Here is a 22,685-nt window from a genome sequence, read left to right on the forward strand (position 1 = left end):
CGACTAAGCACTGCTTAAGAAGGGTTGTCATAATGGGTCCTTTTCTTTGTGAGGGAAAGTAAAGGGAGCAAATGCTCCCTTTTTATGATTGGCTAATTAGCCGAGATGGAGAGTGTTACGCCACTCGCTGCGTTGTAACCACGTAAGTCAATATACCAAGTGCCTGCTTGAGGATTGGTAAAGGTACACGTTTCGCTGTTACCATTTTTATATGGGCGGCAATCATAGCTAGAAGTTGTTGATTGCGAACCAAACTTAACGTAAAGATCTGCATCGCCAGTGCCACCTGAAATAGTGACATCCAATGATGAATAACCCGCCGTTAAATCTTGTGTGAAGCGTGTCCAACTACCTGATGCAACACTCACATTTGATTCTGTACGATTGATAGGTGTCACTCCACCTGAACCATTATCAAAACTACCTGTTAAAGACACACCAGAGATTTGGTTCCATGCTTCTACCATCACATAGTATGTGCCTGCTTGTACATTACTGATTGCACAGCTTTCAGTGCTAGTAGATGATGTACTCTTACAATCAAAGTTGTTAAGTGTTGGTCTAGAGCCATACATTACATACAGATCGGCATCGCCACTTCCACCTGTGGTATTGAATTGCAGGTTTGTAGCACCGCTCGGAACATCTAAAGTGAAGAACAGCTGTTCTTTGGCTGCGCCACTAATCCCTGTGCGCGCAACACCATTTGTTAACGCTTCGTCAGTCGGTGGCTCAGTTGTACCACCACAGCTACTACCTGCGCTTAAGTTTGAACTAACACCTACCGCAGCAAGCGCTGCTTGAACATCGGCAGGATCGTAGTTTAAGTCACATGCCGCATCCATAACGCCATTACCTGCAAGGTCCCAGTTAGTGCTTGCTGTCCAATAAAGTTGGTTAGCGCGTGCCATAACCACAAATGCCTTTTGCGTATCCCAACCCGATGTGGTTGCAAGATTATAAAATGCTTTATTGAATACGCCTGAGCTGTAGTGAACATCCATACCAGAGTAGTAATCATTTTGATGATCAATTGAGCTACCATCTTGAGTTGGATTATTCATGTAGCGAAGTGCGCCATTACCTTTGAAGATCTCCTGACCAACTAACCAGTCGTTTGAGCCTTTCATGTAAAACTCAGCGGCTTCACCAGCCATATCAGAGAAAGCTTCGTTTAAACCACCCGATTTACCAGAATAAACAAGTCCTGAGTTTTGCTCAGTAAAGCCGTGGCTCACCTCATGAGCTGATACGTCTAGACTTACTAGAGGGTAAAACGTATTTTGGCCATCACCAAAGGTCATAGCACTGCCATCCCAAAATGCATTTTCGTAATTATTACCATAGTGAACACGCATTTTTAATTGGAAAGTTAAAGGTGCAGTACCTAACCAATCGTTATACATATTAAAAATAACGTTACCAAAATAATGTGCGTCATTGAGTGGTGAATATGCACCATTAATTTCTTTAAAGGTATTTTCAGGGCACGTAAACGAATAAGCCGTAGAACCACTCGTACCGCCATTGAGGTTAATCGTTCTTACGTTGGCGTTATTCATCGTACATGTGTTGCCCGACTGAGAAACATCAAGGCTACTGAAGTCACTGCCATAGAGGTACTTACCCGTTTTTAAATTACCGCCTGGGCCTGTTGCACTTGCATGTTGGAGGTTATCCATACTAAAGAGTACTTCACCAGTATTCGCATCAATAATTTGATAAGGGCGAGACGGGTTTTCACCATAAGTGACGTATGACACTTCGTAAACCAAATGCGCAACGCTATTCTCATCAAGCCAAATAGCTAAACGAGACTGCTCATTGTGTCTCTCTAGGCCTGACGATTTTTTTGCAACGGCTGAATTAGCAAGGCCATGCGCTAGCGCTTTTTGTTTTGGTAAAGCAGGCGAAACAGAACCGATATCTGAAGCAATATCATAGACCGCAGCACCATGTGCTGTTTTTAACTGCCCCGCATCATCAAAGGTAAGAATAACTGTATCACCAATAACGGGGATATTCTTATACATTTGCTGGTAACGGCGGGTTGTCGTACCGTTATTGCTTTTTATTTCTTTTAAAACAGTTAGTTCATTTCCAGCTTCCAAACCAATTAAATGTTTCGGATTAGACATTAATACTGATGCAGCATTAGTCTGTAATGCCTTATTAATGCCTGTTTGCTTGTTTAGATATTTTTTATTTGCAGCTTCTGCATTTGTTGCTTGAGCTAATGCCAAAGCAGCAAGAGTAGCTATTGTGAGTTTTGATAAATTCACGTTTACGCTCCGTTAGATTGTTATTTAATATTTTCCTAATAATCGGGTTACACACGTTCCCGATTGCTAACCAGCCTAGCGCGATCAAAAAGAAAACAAAAATTAAACAATAAATTAACAATTGAAATTACAAGATCTCTTCAAAGCGCTTATTTTTTAGTAGGTTAACAAAAAGACATGATAGATAAAGCTTAGAATCGGCGTGAAATTGTAAAAAAATAATTACAGATCGTTAACAATTTTACTACATTAGTCCCTTTTTTATTGATTATTTCTTAGCGTTGTTTAATCAGCTCCCCATTCATTTCCTGTTCGTTGAGCACTTTAAAGCTGGGTACATAAATTGCAACGACGACACAGACTTTAGCTTATAGGATTAACTATGTTAGGCGAGCTGTCGCAAAGCGAATGGGTAAACAAACCATGGTTGCTAATAATTGGTGGCACAACCCTAGCTGCTATTATCTTGTTTATAATAAGGTTTTTAATTGTTTACTGTTTAAAGAAATGGACAAGACGAACAGACTTTGTATTCGATTCACTACTTGTTGACTCACTTATTACTCCGCTGACCTTGTGCACAATGATGGTGCTTGTGATCATATTTGGGCAGTTATTAAGTGTTACCGGATTTATGACAGAGCACCCCTTGCCTATTTCAACCACTGCTAAAACAATATGTATTATTGCGTTTATATTGTTTTTAGATCATTTTTTATTTGGCACAGTTGATTATTATAGTGCGCGTTCAGCAATGGTATCGAATAGTCATAGCATTATTAAAGGACTCATACGCTGTGTAATTGTATGTGTTGGCCTGCTGGTTTTATTGGGTACTTTGGGCATATCAATCACACCTATAATTGCATCACTTGGTATTACGTCTCTTGCTGTTGCACTCGCTTTGCAGCCTACACTTGAAAACTTCTTCTCCGGCGTTCAGTTGGTGATTGATAAACCGATTCGGGTGGGTGACTTTATAGAGCTTGAAAGTGGCGACCAAGGCTTTGTCGAGAAAATTGGTTGGCGCTCAACTTGGGTAAAAATGTTGCCGAATAACATGATAGTCATCCCAAACAGTCAGCTGTCTAAATCACGCATCATTAATTACTTTTACCCCGAAAAAGAGCTCAGTGTACCTGTTGAAGTGGGTGTTCATTATGGGTCGGACCTAGAAAAAGTTGAACAAGTGACACTGGATGTAGCAAGGCAGGTTTTAAAAAGTCATAAATGGGGCGTGGCTGACTACGATACATTTGTGGTATTTCATACCTTTGATCAATCAAGCATCAATTTTACCGTGATGCTAAGAGCAAAAGAATACTTCAATCGATTTTGGGTAAAATCTGCTTTTATTAAGGCACTGCACAAGCGTTACGCTGAAGAAGGAATTGTGATCCCTTATCCAATAAGGGCTATTAATACGAGTCAGGAATCGACGCAATTAAAAAAAGTTGATTGACCTAGCTAAACTAATCCTCAGCGTACTTTTAATCAGGTTTATTTTGTCTCTTTTGAGACATTTTTAACAGCAATTATACAATTGCAATCAGCCACCTGAATTTTTACTCTAAAATATCATAAAAATCGCATAAACACTGTGACATACGTGAGATAGAGGCGTACCATATGCGGCCAGAAAGTGACAGCTTTCTGCGTCTTGTTATACAAATATTTAAGGTCAAACAATGAATGCTTGGTACCTCATTTGTTTTCTTTCAGCATTAGCTATTTTTATTGCTTTTGCTAACCAATATATCCTCAAAATGCAAACCACAATTGCTATAACAACAGGCTCTGTTGTTATTTCTTTACTGCTTATACTTGCCGTTAAAATGCTCGGTGATAGCACCGCCCTCGAAATGACCCAAATAGTCTCTAGTATCAACTTTAATCAGTTGCTATTAAAAGGCATGCTCGGGTTTTTACTGTTCGCAGGTGCACTTGAAATCAACTTAGCAGCCCTTCGTAAACAACGCTGGGAAATAACCGCATTAGTGCTATTTTCAACCATTACATCCACGGTCATCGTTGGTTACTTAAGCTACTACTTATTTGCTTTTGTTGGCTGGCCGGTGCCATTTATTTACTGCTTATTATTTGGTGCATTAATCAGCCCAACCGACCCGATTGCAGTGTTAGCCATTATTAAACAAATGCGAGCCCCAGAAGGTATTTCTGTGCAAGTCGAAGGTGAGTCTTTGTTTAATGATGGTATTGGTTTGGTGATTTTTACTACTATATTTTCAGTTGCATTTTATGGTACCGAAGCAAACTTTACCGATGTTGCCGAGCTATTCTTAGTTGATGCAATTGGTGGCATTGTATTTGGTTTAGTGATTGCTTTAGTCGGGCATTTTTTAATTATTAATAGCCGTGATGTGAACATTCGTTTGCTACTAACCCTGACCATTCCAACCGCTGGCTTTGCTGCTGCAAACATTTGGGAAATCTCAGGCGCATTGGCGATGGTAACAAGTGGGATTTTACTAGGTAATATCACTCGCTCAAAAGCAACAGAGCGCACGGGCCCTGAAGATACTCGCTACGTAAAAGACTTCTGGCATGCCACCGATAGCTTTTTAAATGCCTTGCTGTTTTTGATCATCGGTATGCTCATTGTCACTATGCCTATTACTCTTGAAGAGATTGGCCTTGGCTTACTTATGGTACCTGTGGTGCTACTGGCACGCTTTGTAAGTGTGGGTGCACCGTTTGTGTTCTTTAAAAAATACCGTCAATACGACAAGCACTCAGTGAAAATTCTCACTTGGGGAGGCTTAAGGGGTGGTTTAGCGTTAGCTATGGCTGCAGCTATCCCACGCGATCAAGTGATGATTGCAGGCTCTGACCTTCACAACCTAATTGTTATTGTCACCTACGTGGTAGTGATCTTTTCGATTATCGTACAAGGCTTAACAATATCGCCGCTGATCCAAAGTAGTATTCAATCAGCAGAAGCGAAAAATTAAGCACTGCTTTAAAACCATAAAGGCTCGTTTATCGAGCCTTTTTACGCTTCTTGCACATACGACCACCACCAGCTAACTTTTTAGTTACTAAATAAGACCGCAGACGAGAAAATTCGCTATGCCCAGGTGTCGAGATGCTGATTGCCTTCTTCATCTTCTTCGGTGGTGTTTTTATTATTTTTATCCGCTTTTTGGGCTGTTTTTTTTCGTAACTCAATCTCTCGCTTTTGTCGCTTTTCAAGCTCAATTCGCTGCACATTCGCGTCTTTTACGCCCGCAATGTGAAATGCACCTTTACTTTCCAACTGTAAGCGCGTAATTCGACCTAAAAAGGGGATCATGATATCCATTTGTACCTCCTATCAATCCATTTATTATCGGCAGTTATAGCATATACTTTAATTTCGCAAAAAAATGCTTGCCAAAGATTAGCAAAGCATGTTTATCTATATACGTGACTTATTTAAACAGATTTACGCACTGGTTTATACAAACGAGTGCAACACAGGAAAAATTATGCGCTTCAGTCTGACAACTATCCATCATCACCATCATTCACCGGAATAGCCTGTCAGGTTTTTCGCTGAGAGGTTATTCCTAAAAGGAACCTCTGGCGAGCAATCAACCAAATTATTTATTTTCGCCCTGAGGTTCCCTCGGGGTTTTTAGTTTTTGAATTAAAGGAAAATGAATAATGAGCAATACCAACCGTTTACGAATCGCCATTCAAAAAGGCGGCCGCTTATCAAAAGACTGCCAAGAGTTACTAAAGCAACTTGGTGTTAAATTAAATCTTCGTGAACAACGTTTAATCGCACACTCTACCAACATGCCAATTGATGTACTTCGTGTACGCGATGACGATATTCCGGGCCTTGTTATGGACGGTGTGTGTGACCTAGGTATCGTTGGTGAAAACGTACTTGTTGAAGTACAAGCCGAGCGCGAACGCCAAGGTGTGGCATTCGAAGTAAATAAACTTTCTAAACTTGATTTTGGTTACTGCCGCCTAGCACTTGCATGGCCACAAGAACTTGGCCCTCAGGAAAAAAGCTGGTTCGAAGGTAAACGCATTGCCACTACTTACCCTGAAATCTTAAGCCAATATCTAAAGCGCGAAGGTATTAACGCAAGCACGGTAATGTTAACGGGCTCTGTTGAAGTTGCACCGCGTGCTGGTTTAGCTGATGCAATCTGTGACCTAGTGTCTACCGGTGCAACGTTAGAAGCCAACGGCTTAATGCAAGGCGAGACCATCTTAGAATCAAACGCATGTTTAATTCAAAACAAGGACCTTACTGATCAAAGCAAACTTGATTTAATCAATACGCTAATGCCGCGTTTACGTGGTGTGCGCCAAGCAAAAGAAAGCAAGTACATCATGCTACACGCACCAAAAGCAAAGCTTGATGAAGTATGCGACTTATTACCAGGCACAGGCCAACCGACTTTACTATCACTTGCTGGTAGCGACGATTATGTAGCACTTCATATGGTTAGCAGCGAAACCCTTTTCTGGGAAACAATGGAACAGTTAAAAGCACTAGGTGCCAACTCAATTCTTGTTATGCCAATTGAAAAAATGATGGAGTAATTATCCATGCTTCGCTGGAATGAGGAAAATCAACAAGCACAGCAGGCGGTACTTACCCGCCCTGCTGTTACTGCAAGTAAAGAGGTTGAAGCAATTTGCATCGACATCTTAAATGCAGTTAAAACACAAGGTGACGCAGCGTTATTAAAGATGGCAAAAGAGTTTGATAAGCGCGAAACACCTCGCTTATTAGTGCCAATTGAAGAAATTAATCAAGCTGAGCAGTTATTATCAAACGAGTTAAAAGCCGCCATCGAAACGGCCTATGCCAATGTTAAACGCTTTCACCAAGCACAATTACCTAAAGACATTAAGTTAACCACGCAACCTGGCGTGTTATGTGAACTTAAATATCAAGCCATAGAAGCGGTAGGTATTTACGTACCTGGTGGCAGTGCACCATTGCCATCGTCAGTGATTATGCAAGGGGTGCTTGCACAGTTAAGTGGTGCACAAACCGTTGTACTAACTACACCTGTAAAAGCCGATGAAACTATCAACCCTGCCATTTTATATGCGGCAAAACTATGTGGTATTAAAACCATTGTAGAAAGTGGCGGCGCCGGAGCGATTGCAGCTATGGCTTACGGTACAGAGTCAGTGCCTAAAGTGAACAAGATTTTTGGCCCGGGAAATAGCTTTGTCACCATGGCAAAACAACTTGTTGCGCAAACTATTCCGGGCATGGCGATTGATATGCCAGCGGGCCCTTCTGAAGTGCTAGTAATTGCTGATGAGCGTGCAAACCCAGAGTTTATTGCGGCAGATTTATTATCGCAAGCGGAGCACGGTGCAGATTCACAGGTTATTTTACTGTGTAACAGCGAACGCATTATTGAAAAAACACAGCAAGCATTAACAGAGCAACTAGCAAAGTTGAGTCGTAAAGATACTGCCGAGCAAGCCCTTGCAAACTCAAGCTTGATATTAGTTGACTCGGTTGAGCAAGCTTTTGCGGTATCTGCTCAATATGGCCCTGAGCACCTTATTCTTCAGCTTGCTGATGCGCAGCCTTATTTAAGCTTAGTGAAAAATGCCGGCTCAGTATTTGTGGGTGATTACACCCCAGAGTCTGCCGGTGACTATGCGTCTGGCACGAACCACGTACTACCAACGTATGGTTACAGTGCGACCTATTCGAGCTTAAACTTACTGGACTTCTTTAGAACTTACACAGTGCAAACCATCAGTAAAAATGGCTTACGTGAATTATCTAAAGCAATTTTACCTTTGGCCGCAGCAGAGGGACTTGATGCTCACGCTAATGCTGTTTCAATTCGTCTTGAGGCTATGAACAATGAGCGATAATTCAAAAATAACAACGCTGTTGCCAGATAACATTGCAGCGCTTACAGCCTATAGTTCGGCGAAAAGTGAAAAGCTAACAGGCACAACGTGGTTAAATGCCAACGAAAGCCCGTATTCACGTACGCCAAATATCAATTTAACTGATTTAAATCGCTACCCAGATCCACAGCCTCAGCAAGTGATCAATCGTTACGCTTGCTATGCTAATTTAGAGCCAGAGCAAGTACTGATGACTCGTGGAGCTGATGAAGGTATCGAACTATTAGTACGTACTTTTTGTAGCCCTGCTAAAGATAGCATTGCACTTTTTTTGCCAACTTACGGCATGTACAAAGTCACTGCTGATACCCACAACATTGCGATTAACGGTTTAACTCAAGAGCTGTTATTAAAAGGCACGGTTGATGAGATAGTCACTGCGGTTGCTGATTCAAAGCTGGTGTTTATTTGTAATCCAAATAACCCTACCGGCAGCATGACAAGCCTAGACAAAATCAGAAAAATCACCCAGCAACTTGCGGGTAAAGCGATTGTAGTGGTGGATGAAGCTTATATAGAATTTTGCCCAGAACAAACAGCAGCAAGCCTGATCAACGAGTTTAGTAACCTTGTGGTACTAAGAACCTTATCAAAAGCATTTGCACTTGCGGGTTTAAGAACAGGCTTTACGCTAGCCAACAGCGAGCTACTTGCGCCTATTCGTAAAGTGATTGCGCCTTACCCTGTATCAACGGTGGTTGCGAGCATTGCCGCAGATGCATTAAGTAGCGACAACATCGCTTCAATGCGCCGTCAGGTGACGATTCTAAATAGCTTAAAAGCCAAACTGAAAAGCTGGCTTGAGCAATCACCTGCCGTTATCAAAGTACTGAGCGGTGAAGGTAACTTTGTCACCTTAAAATTAAAAGACAAACAATCATTTAATATCGCACTTGAGCAAGGACTCGTGATGCGCGCCTTCACTTTATATGGCGAAAATGATTGGTTACGAATTTCTATCGGTAACGAGCAAGAACTAGAACAAGTAAAAATTTGGTTAGATGGCTTATCACTGACCAGCAATACAGTAGAACAGGAATTATCATGAGCAATCCGTATTTATTTATTGACCGCGATGGCACGATTATCGAAGAGCCTATCACCGACAAACAGGTTGATAACCTAGAAAAATTAGTGTTTTTGCCAAATGTGATCCCTGCTCTATTACAACTTCAAGCGGCAGGTTACCGCCTTGTTATGGTATCTAATCAAGATGGTTTAGGCACTGATAGCTTTCCGACGGCTGATTTTGATATTGCTCAAGACAAGATGATGGATATCTTAAATAGCCAAGGGATTAAATTTGATGAAGTTCTGATTTGCCCTCACTTTGATGAACAAAATTGTGACTGCCGTAAACCAAAAACAGGCTTACTTACTGAGCTTATGCGCTCGGGTAAAGTCGATTTAGCGCGTTCATTTGTGATTGGTGACCGCCAAACTGATATTGGACTTGCCAATAACTTATGCTGCGAAGGCATTTTGTATGATGGCAGTTGGGATGCCATTGTCACTAAGCTGACAACCGCGAACCGTGAAGGCCGTGTCACTCGCAATACCAAAGAAACGCAAATCGATGTGCAAGTTAATTTAGACCAAACAAAAAATGGCGAAATTAGCACTGGCCTTGGCTTTTTCGATCACATGCTTGACCAAATTCGTACACACGCCAATATCGGACTTAATATTCAAGCCAGTGGCGACTTACACATTGATGAGCACCACCTAGTTGAAGATATCGGCATTGCACTTGGCCTTGCCCTTAAACAAGCGCTAGGAACAAAAACGCAAATTGGTCGCTATGGTTTTGCACTCCCTATGGATGAATGCAAAGCAGAAGCGCAAATTGACTTATCAGGCCGTGCCTCATTTGTATTAAACGCTGATTTTAGTCGTGAAAAAGTGGGCGACTTAGACGTGCAAATGGTTGAACACTTCTTTAAAAGCTTGAGTGATAATGCCGCCATGAGCCTTATTTTGTCGGTTAGCGATGGTAACTGTCACCACCAAGTTGAAGGTCTATTTAAAGCGTTTGCAAGAGCACTTCGCGCTGCGATTGCAAAAGATGCTTCACAACAAACAGCAAGCTCTAAGGGGTGTTTATGATTGCCATAATTAATACCGGTTGTGCCAACATTAACTCTGTTCGTTTTGCCTTTGAACGCTTGGGCGAAAAACCTGAGGTGATCACCTCACCTGAGCAACTAAAAGGCTTTGAACGTGCTATTTTACCAGGCGTAGGCCATGCTTCTGTTGCCATGAAACGCCTAAAAGACGGTGGTTGGCAGCAAGCAATTGATGAATATCAGCGCCCGCTGATGGGCATTTGTTTAGGTATGCAATTACTTTGCGACAGCACTGAAGAAGGCAACGTTGATTGCCTTGGCAAAATTCCAGGTATTGTTAAGCACTTAGATGTGGGTACATTAACCTCACCGCACATGGGGTGGAACGACCTAAGCGTGTTAAAAGAGCATGCCCTTACCAAAGGGTTATCAGCGCAAGATCAAGTGTACTTTGTGCATAGCTTTGCTCACACAGTAAACGATGCCACCCTAGTTAGCGGTGAATACGGGCAAGCTTTTTCAGCAATTGTTGCCAAAGATAACTACGCAGGCATGCAGTTCCACCCAGAGCGAAGCGCCAAAGTAGGCACCCGACTTTTACAAAACTTTTTAGATTGGCAGCTGTAAGCGCAGCAAAAAATAAGAGAAATAAACGTGATTATTCCAGCACTCGATGTATTACAAAACCAAATTGTGCGCTTATACCAAGGTAAGTATGATACCGCACAATTTTACCCTTACGAACTTGGCGCCCGCTTACAAGAGTACGCAAATAGCGGCGCAGGTAAACTGCACCTAGTTGATTTAGAAGGCGCGCGCGATCCAAATAAAAAACAGTGGCAGCATATTCAAGCTGCAACCAAAGCGCTTAATGTGCCTTATCAAGTGGGCGGTGGTATTCGCTCTGAGCAAGATGTTGCTGACTGGCTTGAAGCCGGTGCTAACCAAGTCGTGATTGGCTCAATGGCTGTTGAAAAGCGCGAGCAAGTAAAGGCTTGGATTGAAAAGTTTGGCAGCTCTCACTTTGTTATCGCACTGGATGTTAATAAAACTGACAACGGCTGGGCACCAGCAACACATGGTTGGTTAAGTGAATCTGAGTTTGGTTTGTTCGAACTTGTTGATTTTTACGTGGCACTTGGTGTGGTTGATTTTCTGTGTACTGACATCAGTAAAGACGGCACCATGACTGGCCCTTCATTTGCTCTTTATGAAGATTTAACCAACCACAACAGCGAGATTAAAGTTCAAGCATCAGGCGGTGTAAGCTCTCTTGATGATATTGCAAAGCTGAAAAAACTGGGTGTTGGCGGTGTAATCTTAGGTAAATCATTACTCGATGGTGCCTTTAATGTTGAGGAGGCGCTAGCATGTTATCAAAACGCATAATTCCTTGTTTAGATGTAAAAGACGGCCAAGTCGTTAAAGGTGTTAAATTTAAAGGCCATGAAGTGGTTGGTGATATTTTAACGCTTGCTAAAGCTTACAGCGATGCCGGTGCGGATGAACTGGTGTTTTATGAAATCAGTGCCAGCGTCGAAAAACGCCTTCTTGATGTCAATTGGGTAGAGAACATTGCGCGCCATATTGATATTCCATTTTGTGTGGCGGGCGGCATTAAATCTGTTGCCGATGCAGCACGTGTTTTAGAGCGTGGCGCAGATAAAATCAGTATTAACAGCCCTGCAATTGCTCGCCCAGAGCTAATCAAAGAATTACACGATGAGTTTGGTAAACAATGCGTGGTTGTGGGTATTGATAGCTTTTATGATGAAAACACTGGCGAATATTTAGTGTACCAACTAACAGGTGATCCAAATGCATCAAGCCGTACTCGCTATAAAACCGAAGAATGGGTTAAACGCGTGCAAGATCTCGGTGCTGGTGAAATCGTACTCAATTGCATGAACCAAGATGGCGTGCGTAAAGGCTACGACAATGTTCAGCTATCAAAAATGCGTGCACTGTGCGATATTCCTCTGATTGCTTCGGGTGGCGCAGGGACGATGCAAGATTTTGTTGATGTATTTCAACAAAGCCAAGTTGATGGCGCGCTCGCTGCCAGCGTATTTCACAAGAACGTCATTGATATTGGCGAACTAAAACAATTTTTAACTGATAATAATGTAGCGGCAAGACTATGCAATTAACCAAAGACACTCTTTCTCAAGTCGACTTTGCCAAAAGCGAATTGATCCCAGCTATCGTGCAAGACGCGCGCTCTGGGGTGATTTTAATGCAAGGCTTTATGAATCAAGACGCATTAGCTGCCACTTTCGACAAACAAAAAGTAACCTTTTACTCGCGCTCTAAAGAGCGTTTATGGACCAAAGGCGAAACATCAGAAAACTACCTTGAAGTCGTTTCGGTGCATACCGACTGCGATTACGACTCACTATTAGTGCTGGCAAACCCACTTGGGCCAACATGCCACCTAGGCACACAAAGCTGCTTCGGCGATGATGCTAAACCTAGCTTGTCGTTTTTAGCTGAGCTTGAACAAGTGATTGTCTCGCGTAAAGACGACGATCCAAGCAAAAGCTACACAGCGTCTTTGTTTGCAAAAGACTTAAGCCGTAGTTGCCAAAAAGTAGGTGAAGAAGGTGTTGAAGTTGCCCTTGCAGCCATGAAACATGATAACGATGAATTAACCAATGAATCGGCAGACTTACTGTATCACTTAACTGTGTTATTACAGCGCCAGGGCCTATCGCTGGCTGATGTGGTTAGCTGTTTACAAGGCCGCCATAAGTAATAAATATAGAGTGTGGCATCTAAATACCGCACTCTATTGCTGTTTTAACGCTTCTAACACAATTTTAAATGCCGGAGACGGTTGTCTACGGCTCGGGTAATACAAATAATAACCGGGAAATGCGGGGCACCAATCAGCTAACACTTTAATTAAATTACCATTTTTTATATGCTCACCGAACTCTTCTTCAGGTAGAAACGCAATACCTAACCCCTGTAACGCCGCCTCAACAATATGATGAGAGGTATTAAAGATTAATTGACCGCGTACATTCACATTAAGTTCTTCACCCTCTTTTTCAAACTCCCACGCATACAAACCGCCATGGGTCGGAAAACGAATGTTGATACAATTATGTGCAGTAAGATCCTTTGGCGTGTTAGGCTTTTGATGCTTAGCAAAATACTCAGGGCTTGCAACGGCTGCCATATTGAGCTCTTTACCAATAGGCACTGCAATCATATCTTTATCTATAGTTTCGCCAAGACGAACGCCAGCGTCGATACGCTGAGCAACAATGTCTGTGTAGCCATAGTTAACATTAAATTCAATATTAATATCGGGGTATTGCTTTAATACATTGGCCAGTTTTGGGAGTAATGTGTTCTGAATGATAAAATCACCACAAGTAATTTTTACCGTACCCGCAGGTTTGTCTCTGAGTTCAGTTAACGCTTCTAACTCATTTTCAATATCATCAAAACGATGCCCTATTGCATTGAGTAAACGCTCCCCGGCGAGTGTAGGCGATACGCTTCGAGTTGTTCTGGTTAACAAACGAATATCTAAATTTGCTTCTAGTGAACGAATAGTCTGACTCAAAGCTGACTGAGTTACTCCTAACTGCGCAGCAGCACGCGTAAAACTGCCAGTTCTTGCCACAATGACAAAATAGTTCAATTCATTGAGGTTTTGTTTGATCATCCATCAGCCTATTAATAAGTATTACTAATAAAGCATATTAGTATTCATTAGCTAGTCTATTCAACCTATGTCTGAAAAAATACTCCATCACATTTAACTGTATGGACTAGCATGACAAATTACTCAACCTATCAAGATGATCAGCCTATGGAGCAGCAAGCTAATTGGAGTGGGGTTTTTGCGATGACATTATGTATTTTCGCCTTAATCGCCTGCGAGTTTATGCCTGTAAGCTTATTAACACCTATGGCTGAAGATTTATCAATTAGTAAAGGCATGGTTGGTCAGGGGTTAGCAATATCGGGCTTTTTTGCGGTGATCACGAGTCTATTCATGAGTCCTTTATTTGCTAAAAGTGACCGAAAGACCTTACTAGTCGCTCTGACCTTGATAATGCTACTGTCAACTTTAACAATCTCTGTAGCTGATAGTTACACTGTTTATATGCTTGGTCGTGCGTTAATCGGCTTAGTCATTGGTGGCTATTGGTCACTTTCAACTGCTTCTGCAATGCGCTTAGTTCCTGAGGACAAAGTGCCTAAAGCACTGGCAGTATTTAATGGTGGCAATGGTCTTGCCATGATAATTGCAGCACCACTTGGCAGTTACTTAGGCAGTGTTCTTGGCTGGCGAGGTGCGTTTATGTGTTTAGTGCCATTTATTGCTATTGCTGTATTTTGGCAATGGCACGCATTGCCTAGCATGCCAGCCCAGCAGCAATCAAAAGGGCCTTTTTCTGCATTTAAGTTATTTAAAAAGCCACTTGTCTGTTTTGGTATGCTAGCTGTCGCGCTGCTATTTATGGGGCAATTTACTTTATTTACCTATGTAAGACCCTTTTTAGAGTCAGCGTTTCAAGCCACCAGCCAACAAGTCTCTATGGTGTTATTTGTTATTGGTTTTGCAGGCTTTATTGGCACCTTATTGATCAGCAAGGTCATAGAACTCAGTTTAGCGTTTGCATTAATAGCTGCTCCTGCGGTTATGGCTTTAATTGCATTTTGTTTAGCTAATCAAATATCCCTTTTTTACATCAACATCGTATTACTTGGATTATGGGGGTTAATTGCAACTGCAGCGCCTGTTGCTTGGTGGAGCTGGGTAGCTCGTGCTTTACCAAAAGATGCTGAAGTTGCAGGAGGATTGATGGTCGCAATGATTCAGTTTTCGATAGCGCTAGGCTCAACGGTTGGCGGTATATTATTCGATGTTTATGACTACTCTATTACCTTCTTTGTTAGTGCATTTATTTTATTGATTGCTGCCATTACCAGCTATTTCACTATAAAAACACCCTAAAAAGCCATTAGGTAGCTCATACTTGGGCTACCTAATGTTCATTTTAAGCACCTAAAAATACATTCGACACTTTTAGGCAATAAATCGACTGTTCTAATATAACGCCAAACTGCACAAATAACCGACAATAACCTCATCAAAGCTGCATTGTGAAAACAAATTGCAGTCCCTGTTAATCAAAAAATAGGAGAGTGTTATGACAACCTCAACTGATAATTTTTACCAAAGCGATGCTGTTAACTTTGAAAAAGTAATTTTCAAAAACCAATTACAAATGAATGTAGTCGGTAATCTTTTTACACCTAAAAATGCAGAGAAAGGTGCGCATCTTCCGGCACTTGTAATTGGTCACCCTATGGGTGCGGTAAAAGAGCAAAGTGCTACTTTATATGCAACTAAACTTGCAGAGCTAGGCTTTGTAACTTTAGCAGTTGATCTTAGCTTCTGGGGCGAAAGTGACGGCGAACCTCGTAATACTGTACTACCTGATTTATACGCAGAGTCATTCAGTGCGGGTGTTGATTACCTTGCTAGCCGTTCATACGTCAACAAAGAAAGTATTGGTGGCTTAGGTGTATGTGGTAGTGGTGGTTTCATCATTAGTGCCGCAAAAATTGACCCACGTATCAAAGCTGTGGCAACAGTGAGTATGTATGACATGGGTGGCGCAACGCGCAATGGTTTAGGCAACTCTATTGATCTTGATATGCGTAAAGATATGCTCGATGAGGCTGCAGAGCAACGTAATGTTGAGTACCTTGGTGGCGAAGTACAATACACCGGCGGCTGCCCGCATCACATTGATGAAAGCTCACACCCAATTGCAAAAGAGTTTTATGACTTTTACCGCACTGAGCGTGGTGAATATACACCAGAGCGCTCATCAGCAGATTTAACAACACACCCAACATTAAGCAGCAATGTGCGTTTTATGAACTTTTATCCATTTAACGATATTGAGACTATTTCACCACGTCCATTACTGTTTGTTGCTGGTGAACACGCTCACTCCATTTGAGTTTAGCCAACAAGCCTATGATTTAGCTGCTGAACCTAAACAATTATTGGTTGTACCAAATGCAGGTCATGTTGATTTATATGATGATGTGGGTTTAATTCCATTCACTAAAATTGCTGAATTTTTCACAGCAAGTCTTTAACTAAAACGTGTCATGGTAACGAATGGGACATAGGGATATGCCCATTCGTTTTTTATATCAATTCGCTTAATTAACTATTATTGCCCATTGGTATTATAAGTAGCCGGCTATTTAGCCGTTGCTAAAAAAGCTTCAACATCTCGTTTTGGTGATAAACCAAAAAACCGGGAATACTCGCGAGAAAACTGTGAGGGGCTTTCGTAGCCAACCTTAAAAGCAGCACCTGACGCGTCCATACTCTCGCCAACCATCAACCTTCTTGCTTCCATTAACCTTAAACGCTTTTGATATTGCAACGGACTCATTGAAGTTAGATCTCGAAAATGATGGTGGAAAGTCGATTTACTCATTTTCGCAAGACCCGCTAAGTCCTCTACACTCAAGGGTTGATCATAGTTTTCTTTTAACCACTTAACACTACGTGCAATTCTAAGTCCTTGGCTACCTGTTGACACTATATGGCGAAGCTCCGCCCCATGCTCACTGTTAAGTACACGCCAAAAAATTTCGCGCTTTATTAATGGCGCCAGCACTGGCATAGACTCAGGATCATCAACCAGCTCAATTAATCGTGTAAAAGCGTTAAGTAGCGGCTCTGTCATCTCACCTAAGGTCATTCCCTTATTGAGTGATTGCTTGTTTAATTTGTCGAGCGGTATTTGCGAAATCAGTTCACCTAACATAGCCAAATCAAGCTTTAACACTAAACCTAAATAAGGTGCGTCGTCTTTCGCTTCAAGGACTTGCATTTTTGCTGGCAAATCTATAGAAGTAATCAAATACTTGTGTGGGTCATACTTGAACACATCTTCGCCCAAGGTCATGCTTTTCGCCCCTTGTAAAACCAGTGCAATACTTGGTTCAACCACACACATAGAACAAGAGGTGGCGGCCTGAGTTTGTCGATAAAAAAACAAATCCTCAATTACACTATCAGCGGTTTCTTGCTGGCCGATAAGTGGTGCAATTTTATCTGCTAAAGCGGCGCTCATTTTAGCAACAGCTTCATGATCTGAATGCATAACCAACCTTATTAAATTTAAGATACTTAACTATACGCTCGGTTATACAATATTGACTAGTAATAAATTTGCCACCTCGGACTAATAGGCAATAACTTGCGTGCATTGTACTTTTTAAAGGCACAATTATTAGCCAAAATGAAGATTCATTCGGTTACAAACACATGGAGAAAAGTATGAAGTATATTATCGGCACCCTTATCTTAACGATGAGCGCATTTAGTCATGCAGAAAACGCCTCTTCACAACGTTTAGAATTACCGCAAATCACAGTGCAAAAAAATGGCACTCAGTACCCAATGACTGGGCTCGACAAGTATTTCACGGGCAAAGTACGCGTCGAGCCTAGTTTCCAAGCTCATGGCGAGGCGAAAGCCGCTGGTGCCATGGTAACCTTTGAGCCCGGCGCTCGAACAAACTGGCACACTCACCCTGTTGGCCAAACCTTAATTGTTACATCAGGTATGGGTTGGGTTAATCAGTGGCATGGACAACCTCAGGTTATAAAACCAGGTGATGTTGTACATATCCCAGCTAATGTTAAACATTGGCACGGCGCTACAGATAAAACAGCCATGATGCACTTAGCTATTCAAGAGTCAAAAGACGGTAAGGTTGTTGATTGGTTAGAGCCAGTAACAGATAAGCAATATTTAAAAAAGCAGTAAAGATGGTAAGTGAAATGCAAATAAAGTTCACCAGTAACGGCAAAACTATGCAAGCGACTCTAGAAAGTAACAATGCCGCTAAGCATTTTTACCAACTTCTACCACTGACTCTAAAAGTAGAAGACTTCGCTAATGCTGAGAAAATTGCCACTTTACCAGAGAAATTAAATCTACAAGGCTTACCTGCTGGCACCGATGCCGACGCAGGAGACATTACTTATTACGCACCTTAGGGTAACCTTGCGCTCTTTTATAAGCAGCAAAGTTATGCAAATGGTCTGATAAAACTTGGCAAAATAACGGGCGATAGTCAGTTTTTTAAAAGTTTAGGCCAAGCGAATGTCACTATAGAGCCTTTGTAGTAGATACTAACTCTCCAGTTAGCAAAGCTGCTTCTGTACGCCACAAAGCAGCTTTTTTATTGCCTGACTTTATCTGCCCAGTGCTTTTAAAACATCACGAGCAAAATCATGCTCACTAAAGCCTTTAAGCCCTGCAAGGTCGTACCCTCGCCTAACAATCACTAACTGCTCGCTTGGAATGATCACTAAAAATTGACCACGGTTGCCTCGCGCTGCAATGGTATCGTTTGGTAACTCAGGAAAACGCTCGTTATAAAGCCACCACTGTGCGCCGTATCCTGGTGACGTTACAGGGGGTTGAGCAGGGGCTGGTTTACTAATATAACTTAACCAGTCTTTTGGTAATATTTGCTCCCCTTGCCAGCGGCCATTATTGAGGTGTAATAGCCCTAAGCGAGCAAGATCCCTTGAAGTAGTCCACACTTGCGATGACAAAATAAAGTCACTTTGCCAGTCTGACTCTAAAAATGTGTGCTGCATACCGATTTTATCGAGTAAGTTGTCATATGGGTAACGCAAATAGCTCGCCTCATCGTTGAACGTTTCTCGTAACGTGCGAAGCGCTAACATGGTGTCGTTATTGGCATATTTCCAGCGGCTACCTGGCTTTACTTCTAATGCAGTATGCGTTGCAGTGTCAGACACTAAACCGCCCCCCATATACACCCGATCTGTGCGGTTGCCCGCTTTATTACTGTCTAAGCCTGATGCCATGTGAAGTAAGTTTTCAAGGGTAATCTCACCACGCGGATCAAGCGGATGAGACCAGCTTTCAAGCCCCGCAGGCTTAGTGACATCAAGTCGTTTTTGCGCTACCGCTACACCTATAATGCTCGCGCCAATACTTTTTGCAACAGACCAAGTTCGCTGGGCGGTTTCAGGGGTGAAACCGGCTGTATATTGCTCTGCTAAAATTGCCTGAGGGCTGGCTATTAATATTGCCGAAGTACGTGCCCCTTCACCATAATGACGAGTAAAAGCCTGAGCAATGACCTCATCCAGTGCCTTATTGCCCGTTGCTTGATTAACACCATTTAGCGTTTGCCAAGGCTTACCGTCATCCTTTTGGTAGGCTAAGTTTTCTTTAAATGGCGCTTGCACAAGTGATGCAGCTTTAAGGCTTGCCCCTACTGGTAAATCAACACAGCCTAAACGTGGACGCCACACCGATATGCGTTGCTTATCGTTATCGTATTCAACAGTGACTCGTTTATGCTCGCTATCAATGTTCGCTTTCAGTGTTTTTACCGAATCTGCAATTAAAGGATAAATACCGGTAAGTTCATCTATAGCGATTTGATCTTTGCTTTTACCAGCGTTAAACGTGGCACTACAGGTAAAATTGGCGACGTACCCAGCGGCATAAGCATTTAGGGTTGTATCTGTTTCTTCGCTACAAACAAAAAAGCTGGTGCACAACAACGTACTCAGGAAGGTTATTTTTTTCATTATTACTCCTTGGGGGCCAAAAAGTTTAAATTAGCAAAAGAAAAAAATATTGATATGTTTTTACGGCAGTATTCGCTCTTTAAGCGATAAATCACCGAATATAAAAGGAACAATAAAAAACGCCATAGCTAGTATGGCGTTTGGCTTACTCAATCTAAACAAAAATTAAAATGTTGAGGCATCAATTACATAACGATAGCGTGCTTTTTTAGTCACCACACTTTGCCATGCATTATTGATTTCAGACGCTTTGATTAACTCGGTTGCTGGCAGAATATTATTCTTAGCACAGTAATCAACAACGTCTTGCGTTTCTTGCATATCACCAATTAACGAAGCATTAAAGTTTACCCGGCTTGCAGCCAAGGCTAATGCGTTCATCTTTAGTGAAAATTCTTCTGGCATCCCCACTTGAGTGTACGTGCCAAATGGTTTTACTAATGAAGCATATTTAGCGACATCATATTTCACAGGCAAAGTATTAATTAAATAATCAAGCTGCGACTTATGCTCGTTGTAAGCGTCTTCACCATCCACAACAACCACTTTAGCGCCAAAGGCTTTAATATCGGCTACTTTATCTTTAGAGCTAGTGAACGCGTAGACATCCGCACCTTGCGACGCAGCCAATTTAACAGCTAAGTGCCCAAGCCCACCAATACCTACAACACCGACTTTATCGCCTTTTTTCAAGTTGAATTTAAGCAGCGGAGAATACGTTGTAATACCGGCGCATAATAAAGGCGCAGCATGCTCTAAACTTATGTTTTCAGGAATATGCACTGCAAAATGATCGCGAACAACAATGTTATTTGAGTAACCACCTTGTGTAATACCCGTCGGTGAGCGCTCATCAGGGTAGCCATAAGTGAATTTGGTTTCTGGGCAATATTGCTCGCCTTGATCTTTACAACTATCACAGTCAAGACAGCTATCAACCATACAGCCTACACCAGCACGGTCGCCCACTTTAAACTTAGTCACATTTTTACCAACAGCGGTCACGATACCTGCAATCTCATGACCCGGCACTTGAGGGTATTGCTGTGCGCCCCAATGGCCTTTCATCTGATGAATATCTGAGTGGCAAATACTGGCGAATTTAATATCGATTAAAATATCGTTATCGCCAACTGGGCGTCTTTCGAACTCCCATGGTTTTAATAAGCCTGAATTATCAAAAGCGGCATAGCCACGAGACTTTATATTGCCATTTGCAAGCTGCTCAGATGATGCTGCAAATGAAGGCGCCGCAAAGCCGCCTAAGAGAAGACCTGCGCCTAAAGCTGAACTTGTTTTAATAAAATTACGACGTGATAAGTCTTGCGTTTCATGTTTGTCACACATTTCAATGTACCTTATGCTAAATAATCTTCATCAGAAACAGCTTCAAACCAATCAACAGGTTTACCATCCAGTGCTTCTTGAACTGCTACGTGTTTCATTGCGCTATCTGTTGTCGCACCATGCCAGTGTCGCTTCCCGCAATTACACCAAATTAAATCACCTGGATTAATGACTGTTTTCTCACCCCCCTCGCACTGTGTCCAACCTTGACCTTCTGTCACTAATAAAACTTGGCCGAGTGGATGAGAATGCCAATTTGTGCGAGCTCCTTTTGAAAACTCCACCACAGCAACACCAACGCGAGCAGGTGCGGGGGCATTAAATAAAGTACTAATTTGCACTTTACCTGTGAAGCATTCGGCTGGCCCTTCGATTGGATCTTGAGAACCTGACTTAATCACTTGCATATCGTTTGTTTGCGCTGAATCACTCATGTGTTTCTCCTTGGCTGGCTTTGGTTTTCGTCTACTATTTCAGTCTAAAGCATAGTTAGAAAGCATAAATGCCTGAAGCTCGCGCATTCTTGCCTATTTGTGTAAAAAATTTTTAAACCCTTTAAACCTTTTTTATCAGCACCTGCGACTAAGCTAATAACACCATACATATGAAAGGGAAGAACCATGTTAAGTACAGTTAAAACACTCTCACTCATTGCCGCAGGCTTATTATCAGCACACACCTTTGCGTGGGGTGATATGCCTCTACAAGCAACTAAAAACCTAACGCTAGATGCAGCTTCATTAAGCGCTTTAAAAGTAGAAGCAGGCTCAGGTTTTTTACACATTACCGGTAGTGACAGTGATCAAGTGACCGTTAAGGCCGAGATTTATCAAGAAAAGCCTCATGATGAGTATTGCCTAACGCTTGAAGCTAAAGGTAAGCGTGCTGCGCTTAGTGCAGGTCAATGTGAATATCACACTAACAAACAAACTCGCATTGATTTAACTGTTTCGATCCCTCGTTCATTTAATCTTGATGTACACGATGGCTCTGGCGAACTTATCATTAGCAAAGTTGCTGATACAGTGATCAACGATGGTTCTGGTTCAATTACCGCGAATGACATTACAGGCACATTAGAAATCAATGATGGTTCGGGTAGCATTGATGTTCGTAATATCAGCCATGATATTAAAATTCATGACGGCTCTGGCAATATTAACGTTGCTAACGCACAGGGCAATATTGAAGTACACGATGGCTCAGGCGGTATCGACTTAAATGATATTTCGGGTGATGTTGTCGTTTCAGATGGTTCAGGAAGCATTCGTGTTGATACTGCGGCAAACTTTGAGTTACTAAGTGATGGTTCTGGCTCAGTAAAAGTAACCAACATTGCTGGAAAAACCAAGATGTAAGCATAGTATTACTAAAAAAGCGGTGCTAATTAGAGGCACCGCATTTACAATTAACTCTGTCTGCCCTAGGGATTAAATTA

The 22,685-nt window shown here is 42.0% G+C and carries 22 protein-coding genes and 1 pseudogene; 16 read left to right on the forward strand and 7 right to left on the reverse strand.

Going from position 1 to position 22,685, the window contains the following annotated elements:
- Positions 1-92: 92 nt before the first annotated feature.
- A complete protein-coding gene (locus tag L3V38_RS07660) occupies positions 93-2,282 on the reverse strand; it encodes a pre-peptidase C-terminal domain-containing protein (protein WP_237118971.1) in 2,190 nt (729 codons plus the stop codon).
- A 382-nt stretch (positions 2,283-2,664) separates the two neighbouring features.
- On the opposite strand from L3V38_RS07660, the gene L3V38_RS07665 reads away from it, so the two are divergent.
- Positions 2,665-3,744: a mechanosensitive ion channel family protein gene (locus L3V38_RS07665; RefSeq protein WP_237118972.1), complete on the forward strand. Its 1,080-nt coding sequence runs from the start codon at positions 2,665-2,667 to the stop codon at positions 3,742-3,744.
- A 226-nt stretch (positions 3,745-3,970) separates the two neighbouring features.
- On the forward strand, positions 3,971-5,254 hold the full coding sequence (locus L3V38_RS07670) for a sodium:proton antiporter (RefSeq protein WP_237118973.1): 1,284 nt from the start codon (positions 3,971-3,973) through the stop codon (positions 5,252-5,254).
- Between the two features lie 116 nt (positions 5,255-5,370).
- Here the strand turns inward: L3V38_RS07670 and L3V38_RS07675 are convergent, their stop codons facing one another.
- The gene (locus L3V38_RS07675) at positions 5,371-5,604 is read right to left on the reverse strand and encodes a hypothetical protein (protein ID WP_062568088.1); all 234 of its coding nucleotides are present in this window, start codon (positions 5,602-5,604) and stop codon (positions 5,371-5,373) included.
- Positions 5,605-5,948: 344 nt separating this feature from the next.
- Between L3V38_RS07675 and hisG the strand changes: the two genes are divergently transcribed.
- From hisG to hisIE, 8 genes are read left to right on the forward strand one after another with little or no spacing between them, the layout of a single operon-like run.
- Positions 5,949-6,848 carry an ATP phosphoribosyltransferase gene (hisG, locus tag L3V38_RS07680; protein ID WP_237118974.1) on the forward strand — a complete coding sequence of 300 codons (900 nt, stop codon included), beginning with the start codon at positions 5,949-5,951 and terminating at the stop codon, positions 6,846-6,848.
- A gap of 6 nt (positions 6,849-6,854) precedes the next feature.
- Positions 6,855-8,156, forward strand: a complete 1,302-nt coding sequence (gene hisD / locus L3V38_RS07685) for a histidinol dehydrogenase (protein WP_237118975.1) — start codon at positions 6,855-6,857, stop codon at positions 8,154-8,156.
- On the forward strand, positions 8,146-9,243 hold the full coding sequence (hisC, locus tag L3V38_RS07690; RefSeq protein WP_237118976.1) for a histidinol-phosphate transaminase: 1,098 nt from the start codon (positions 8,146-8,148) through the stop codon (positions 9,241-9,243). The genes hisD and hisC overlap by 11 nt, the downstream gene beginning before the upstream one ends.
- Positions 9,240-10,301, forward strand: a complete 1,062-nt coding sequence (hisB, locus tag L3V38_RS07695; RefSeq protein ID WP_237118977.1) for a bifunctional histidinol-phosphatase/imidazoleglycerol-phosphate dehydratase HisB — start codon at positions 9,240-9,242, stop codon at positions 10,299-10,301. The genes hisC and hisB overlap by 4 nt, the downstream gene beginning before the upstream one ends.
- Positions 10,298-10,888, forward strand: a complete 591-nt coding sequence (gene hisH, locus L3V38_RS07700) for an imidazole glycerol phosphate synthase subunit HisH (RefSeq protein ID WP_237118978.1) — start codon at positions 10,298-10,300, stop codon at positions 10,886-10,888. Before hisB ends, hisH begins: the two co-directional genes overlap by 4 nt.
- A gap of 27 nt (positions 10,889-10,915) precedes the next feature.
- Entirely contained in the window at positions 10,916-11,650 is a 735-nt protein-coding gene (locus L3V38_RS07705) for a 1-(5-phosphoribosyl)-5-[(5-phosphoribosylamino)methylideneamino] imidazole-4-carboxamide isomerase (protein ID WP_063707479.1), read from the forward strand.
- Entirely contained in the window at positions 11,632-12,411 is a 780-nt protein-coding gene (gene hisF, locus L3V38_RS07710) for an imidazole glycerol phosphate synthase subunit HisF (protein WP_054552014.1), read from the forward strand. Before L3V38_RS07705 ends, hisF begins: the two co-directional genes overlap by 19 nt.
- Positions 12,402-13,016: a bifunctional phosphoribosyl-AMP cyclohydrolase/phosphoribosyl-ATP diphosphatase HisIE gene (gene hisIE, locus L3V38_RS07715; protein ID WP_054552013.1), complete on the forward strand. Its 615-nt coding sequence runs from the start codon at positions 12,402-12,404 to the stop codon at positions 13,014-13,016. Before hisF ends, hisIE begins: the two co-directional genes overlap by 10 nt.
- Positions 13,017-13,049: 33 nt before the next feature.
- On the opposite strand, the gene L3V38_RS07720 is transcribed toward hisIE, so the two are convergent.
- Positions 13,050-13,940, reverse strand: coding sequence for a LysR family transcriptional regulator (locus L3V38_RS07720; RefSeq protein WP_237118979.1), 891 nt, complete (start codon positions 13,938-13,940; stop codon positions 13,050-13,052).
- A gap of 111 nt (positions 13,941-14,051) precedes the next feature.
- Here L3V38_RS07720 and L3V38_RS07725 point away from each other — a divergent pair, with 111 nt between their 5' ends.
- The 3 genes from L3V38_RS07725 to L3V38_RS07735 all read left to right on the forward strand — a co-directional run bounded on the left by L3V38_RS07725 (position 14,052) and on the right by L3V38_RS07735 (position 16,399).
- Positions 14,052-15,239: an MFS transporter gene (locus tag L3V38_RS07725; protein WP_237118980.1), complete on the forward strand. Its 1,188-nt coding sequence runs from the start codon at positions 14,052-14,054 to the stop codon at positions 15,237-15,239.
- 196 nt (positions 15,240-15,435) lie between these two features.
- Positions 15,436-16,257: an alpha/beta hydrolase gene (locus L3V38_RS07730; protein ID WP_237118981.1), complete on the forward strand. Its 822-nt coding sequence runs from the start codon at positions 15,436-15,438 to the stop codon at positions 16,255-16,257.
- Positions 16,235-16,399: an alpha/beta hydrolase gene (locus L3V38_RS07735; protein WP_237118982.1), complete on the forward strand. Its 165-nt coding sequence runs from the start codon at positions 16,235-16,237 to the stop codon at positions 16,397-16,399. The genes L3V38_RS07730 and L3V38_RS07735 overlap by 23 nt, the downstream gene beginning before the upstream one ends.
- Before the next feature lie 107 nt (positions 16,400-16,506).
- On the opposite strand, the gene L3V38_RS07740 is transcribed toward L3V38_RS07735, so the two are convergent.
- Positions 16,507-17,421: an AraC family transcriptional regulator gene (locus L3V38_RS07740; RefSeq protein ID WP_237118983.1), complete on the reverse strand. Its 915-nt coding sequence runs from the start codon at positions 17,419-17,421 to the stop codon at positions 16,507-16,509.
- 176 nt (positions 17,422-17,597) lie between these two features.
- Between L3V38_RS07740 and L3V38_RS07745 the strand changes: the two genes are divergently transcribed.
- Positions 17,598-18,089 carry a cupin domain-containing protein gene (locus L3V38_RS07745; protein WP_105181850.1) on the forward strand — a complete coding sequence of 164 codons (492 nt, stop codon included), beginning with the start codon at positions 17,598-17,600 and terminating at the stop codon, positions 18,087-18,089.
- Between the two features lie 14 nt (positions 18,090-18,103).
- Positions 18,104-18,451, forward strand: a pseudogene (locus tag L3V38_RS07750) (cyclophilin-like fold protein).
- Between the two features lie 69 nt (positions 18,452-18,520).
- Here the strand turns inward: L3V38_RS07750 and L3V38_RS07755 are convergent.
- The 3 genes from L3V38_RS07755 to L3V38_RS07765 form a co-directional block, all read right to left on the reverse strand.
- Positions 18,521-19,900, reverse strand: a complete 1,380-nt coding sequence (locus L3V38_RS07755; protein ID WP_237118984.1) for a serine hydrolase — start codon at positions 19,898-19,900, stop codon at positions 18,521-18,523.
- A 165-nt stretch (positions 19,901-20,065) separates the two neighbouring features.
- Positions 20,066-21,247 carry an NAD(P)-dependent alcohol dehydrogenase gene (locus tag L3V38_RS07760; RefSeq protein WP_237118985.1) on the reverse strand — a complete coding sequence of 394 codons (1,182 nt, stop codon included), beginning with the start codon at positions 21,245-21,247 and terminating at the stop codon, positions 20,066-20,068.
- An 11-nt stretch (positions 21,248-21,258) separates the two neighbouring features.
- Positions 21,259-21,681, reverse strand: coding sequence for a cupin domain-containing protein (locus L3V38_RS07765; protein WP_237118986.1), 423 nt, complete (start codon positions 21,679-21,681; stop codon positions 21,259-21,261).
- A gap of 186 nt (positions 21,682-21,867) precedes the next feature.
- On the opposite strand from L3V38_RS07765, the gene L3V38_RS07770 reads away from it, so the two are divergent.
- Positions 21,868-22,605 (forward strand): DUF4097 domain-containing protein, encoded by a 738-nt coding sequence (locus tag L3V38_RS07770; RefSeq protein ID WP_237118987.1) that lies wholly within the window; start codon positions 21,868-21,870, stop codon positions 22,603-22,605.
- Positions 22,606-22,685 lie beyond the last annotated feature (80 nt).

It is taken from the genome of Pseudoalteromonas sp. L1, from assembly GCF_021728095.1.
GTDB lineage: Bacteria > Pseudomonadota > Gammaproteobacteria > Enterobacterales > Alteromonadaceae > Pseudoalteromonas.

Bases quoted from the DNA above. Each gene is read 5' to 3' on its own strand.
- hisIE (WP_054552013.1), top strand. From the start codon at position 12,402: ATGCAATTAACCAAAGACACTCTTTCTCAAGTCGACTTTGCCAAAAGC.
- L3V38_RS07675 (WP_062568088.1), bottom strand. From the start codon at position 5,604: ATGGATATCATGATCCCCTTTTTAGGTCGAATTACGCGCTTACAGTTG.
- L3V38_RS07670 (WP_237118973.1), top strand. From the start codon at position 3,971: ATGAATGCTTGGTACCTCATTTGTTTTCTTTCAGCATTAGCTATTTTT.
- L3V38_RS07730 (WP_237118981.1), top strand. From the start codon at position 15,436: ATGACAACCTCAACTGATAATTTTTACCAAAGCGATGCTGTTAACTTT.
- hisG (WP_237118974.1), top strand. From the start codon at position 5,949: ATGAGCAATACCAACCGTTTACGAATCGCCATTCAAAAAGGCGGCCGC.
- hisB (WP_237118977.1), top strand. From the start codon at position 9,240: ATGAGCAATCCGTATTTATTTATTGACCGCGATGGCACGATTATCGAA.
- L3V38_RS07740 (WP_237118983.1), bottom strand. From the start codon at position 17,421: ATGCATTCAGATCATGAAGCTGTTGCTAAAATGAGCGCCGCTTTAGCA.
- hisD (WP_237118975.1), top strand. From the start codon at position 6,855: ATGCTTCGCTGGAATGAGGAAAATCAACAAGCACAGCAGGCGGTACTT.
- hisC (WP_237118976.1), top strand. From the start codon at position 8,146: ATGAGCGATAATTCAAAAATAACAACGCTGTTGCCAGATAACATTGCA.
- L3V38_RS07770 (WP_237118987.1), top strand. From the start codon at position 21,868: ATGTTAAGTACAGTTAAAACACTCTCACTCATTGCCGCAGGCTTATTA.
- L3V38_RS07765 (WP_237118986.1), bottom strand. From the start codon at position 21,681: ATGAGTGATTCAGCGCAAACAAACGATATGCAAGTGATTAAGTCAGGT.
- L3V38_RS07760 (WP_237118985.1), bottom strand. From the start codon at position 21,247: ATGTGTGACAAACATGAAACGCAAGACTTATCACGTCGTAATTTTATT.
- L3V38_RS07665 (WP_237118972.1), top strand. From the start codon at position 2,665: ATGTTAGGCGAGCTGTCGCAAAGCGAATGGGTAAACAAACCATGGTTG.
- hisH (WP_237118978.1), top strand. From the start codon at position 10,298: ATGATTGCCATAATTAATACCGGTTGTGCCAACATTAACTCTGTTCGT.
- L3V38_RS07745 (WP_105181850.1), top strand. From the start codon at position 17,598: ATGAAGTATATTATCGGCACCCTTATCTTAACGATGAGCGCATTTAGT.
- L3V38_RS07725 (WP_237118980.1), top strand. From the start codon at position 14,052: ATGACAAATTACTCAACCTATCAAGATGATCAGCCTATGGAGCAGCAA.
- L3V38_RS07720 (WP_237118979.1), bottom strand. From the start codon at position 13,940: ATGATCAAACAAAACCTCAATGAATTGAACTATTTTGTCATTGTGGCA.
- hisF (WP_054552014.1), top strand. From the start codon at position 11,632: ATGTTATCAAAACGCATAATTCCTTGTTTAGATGTAAAAGACGGCCAA.
- L3V38_RS07755 (WP_237118984.1), bottom strand. From the start codon at position 19,900: ATGAAAAAAATAACCTTCCTGAGTACGTTGTTGTGCACCAGCTTTTTT.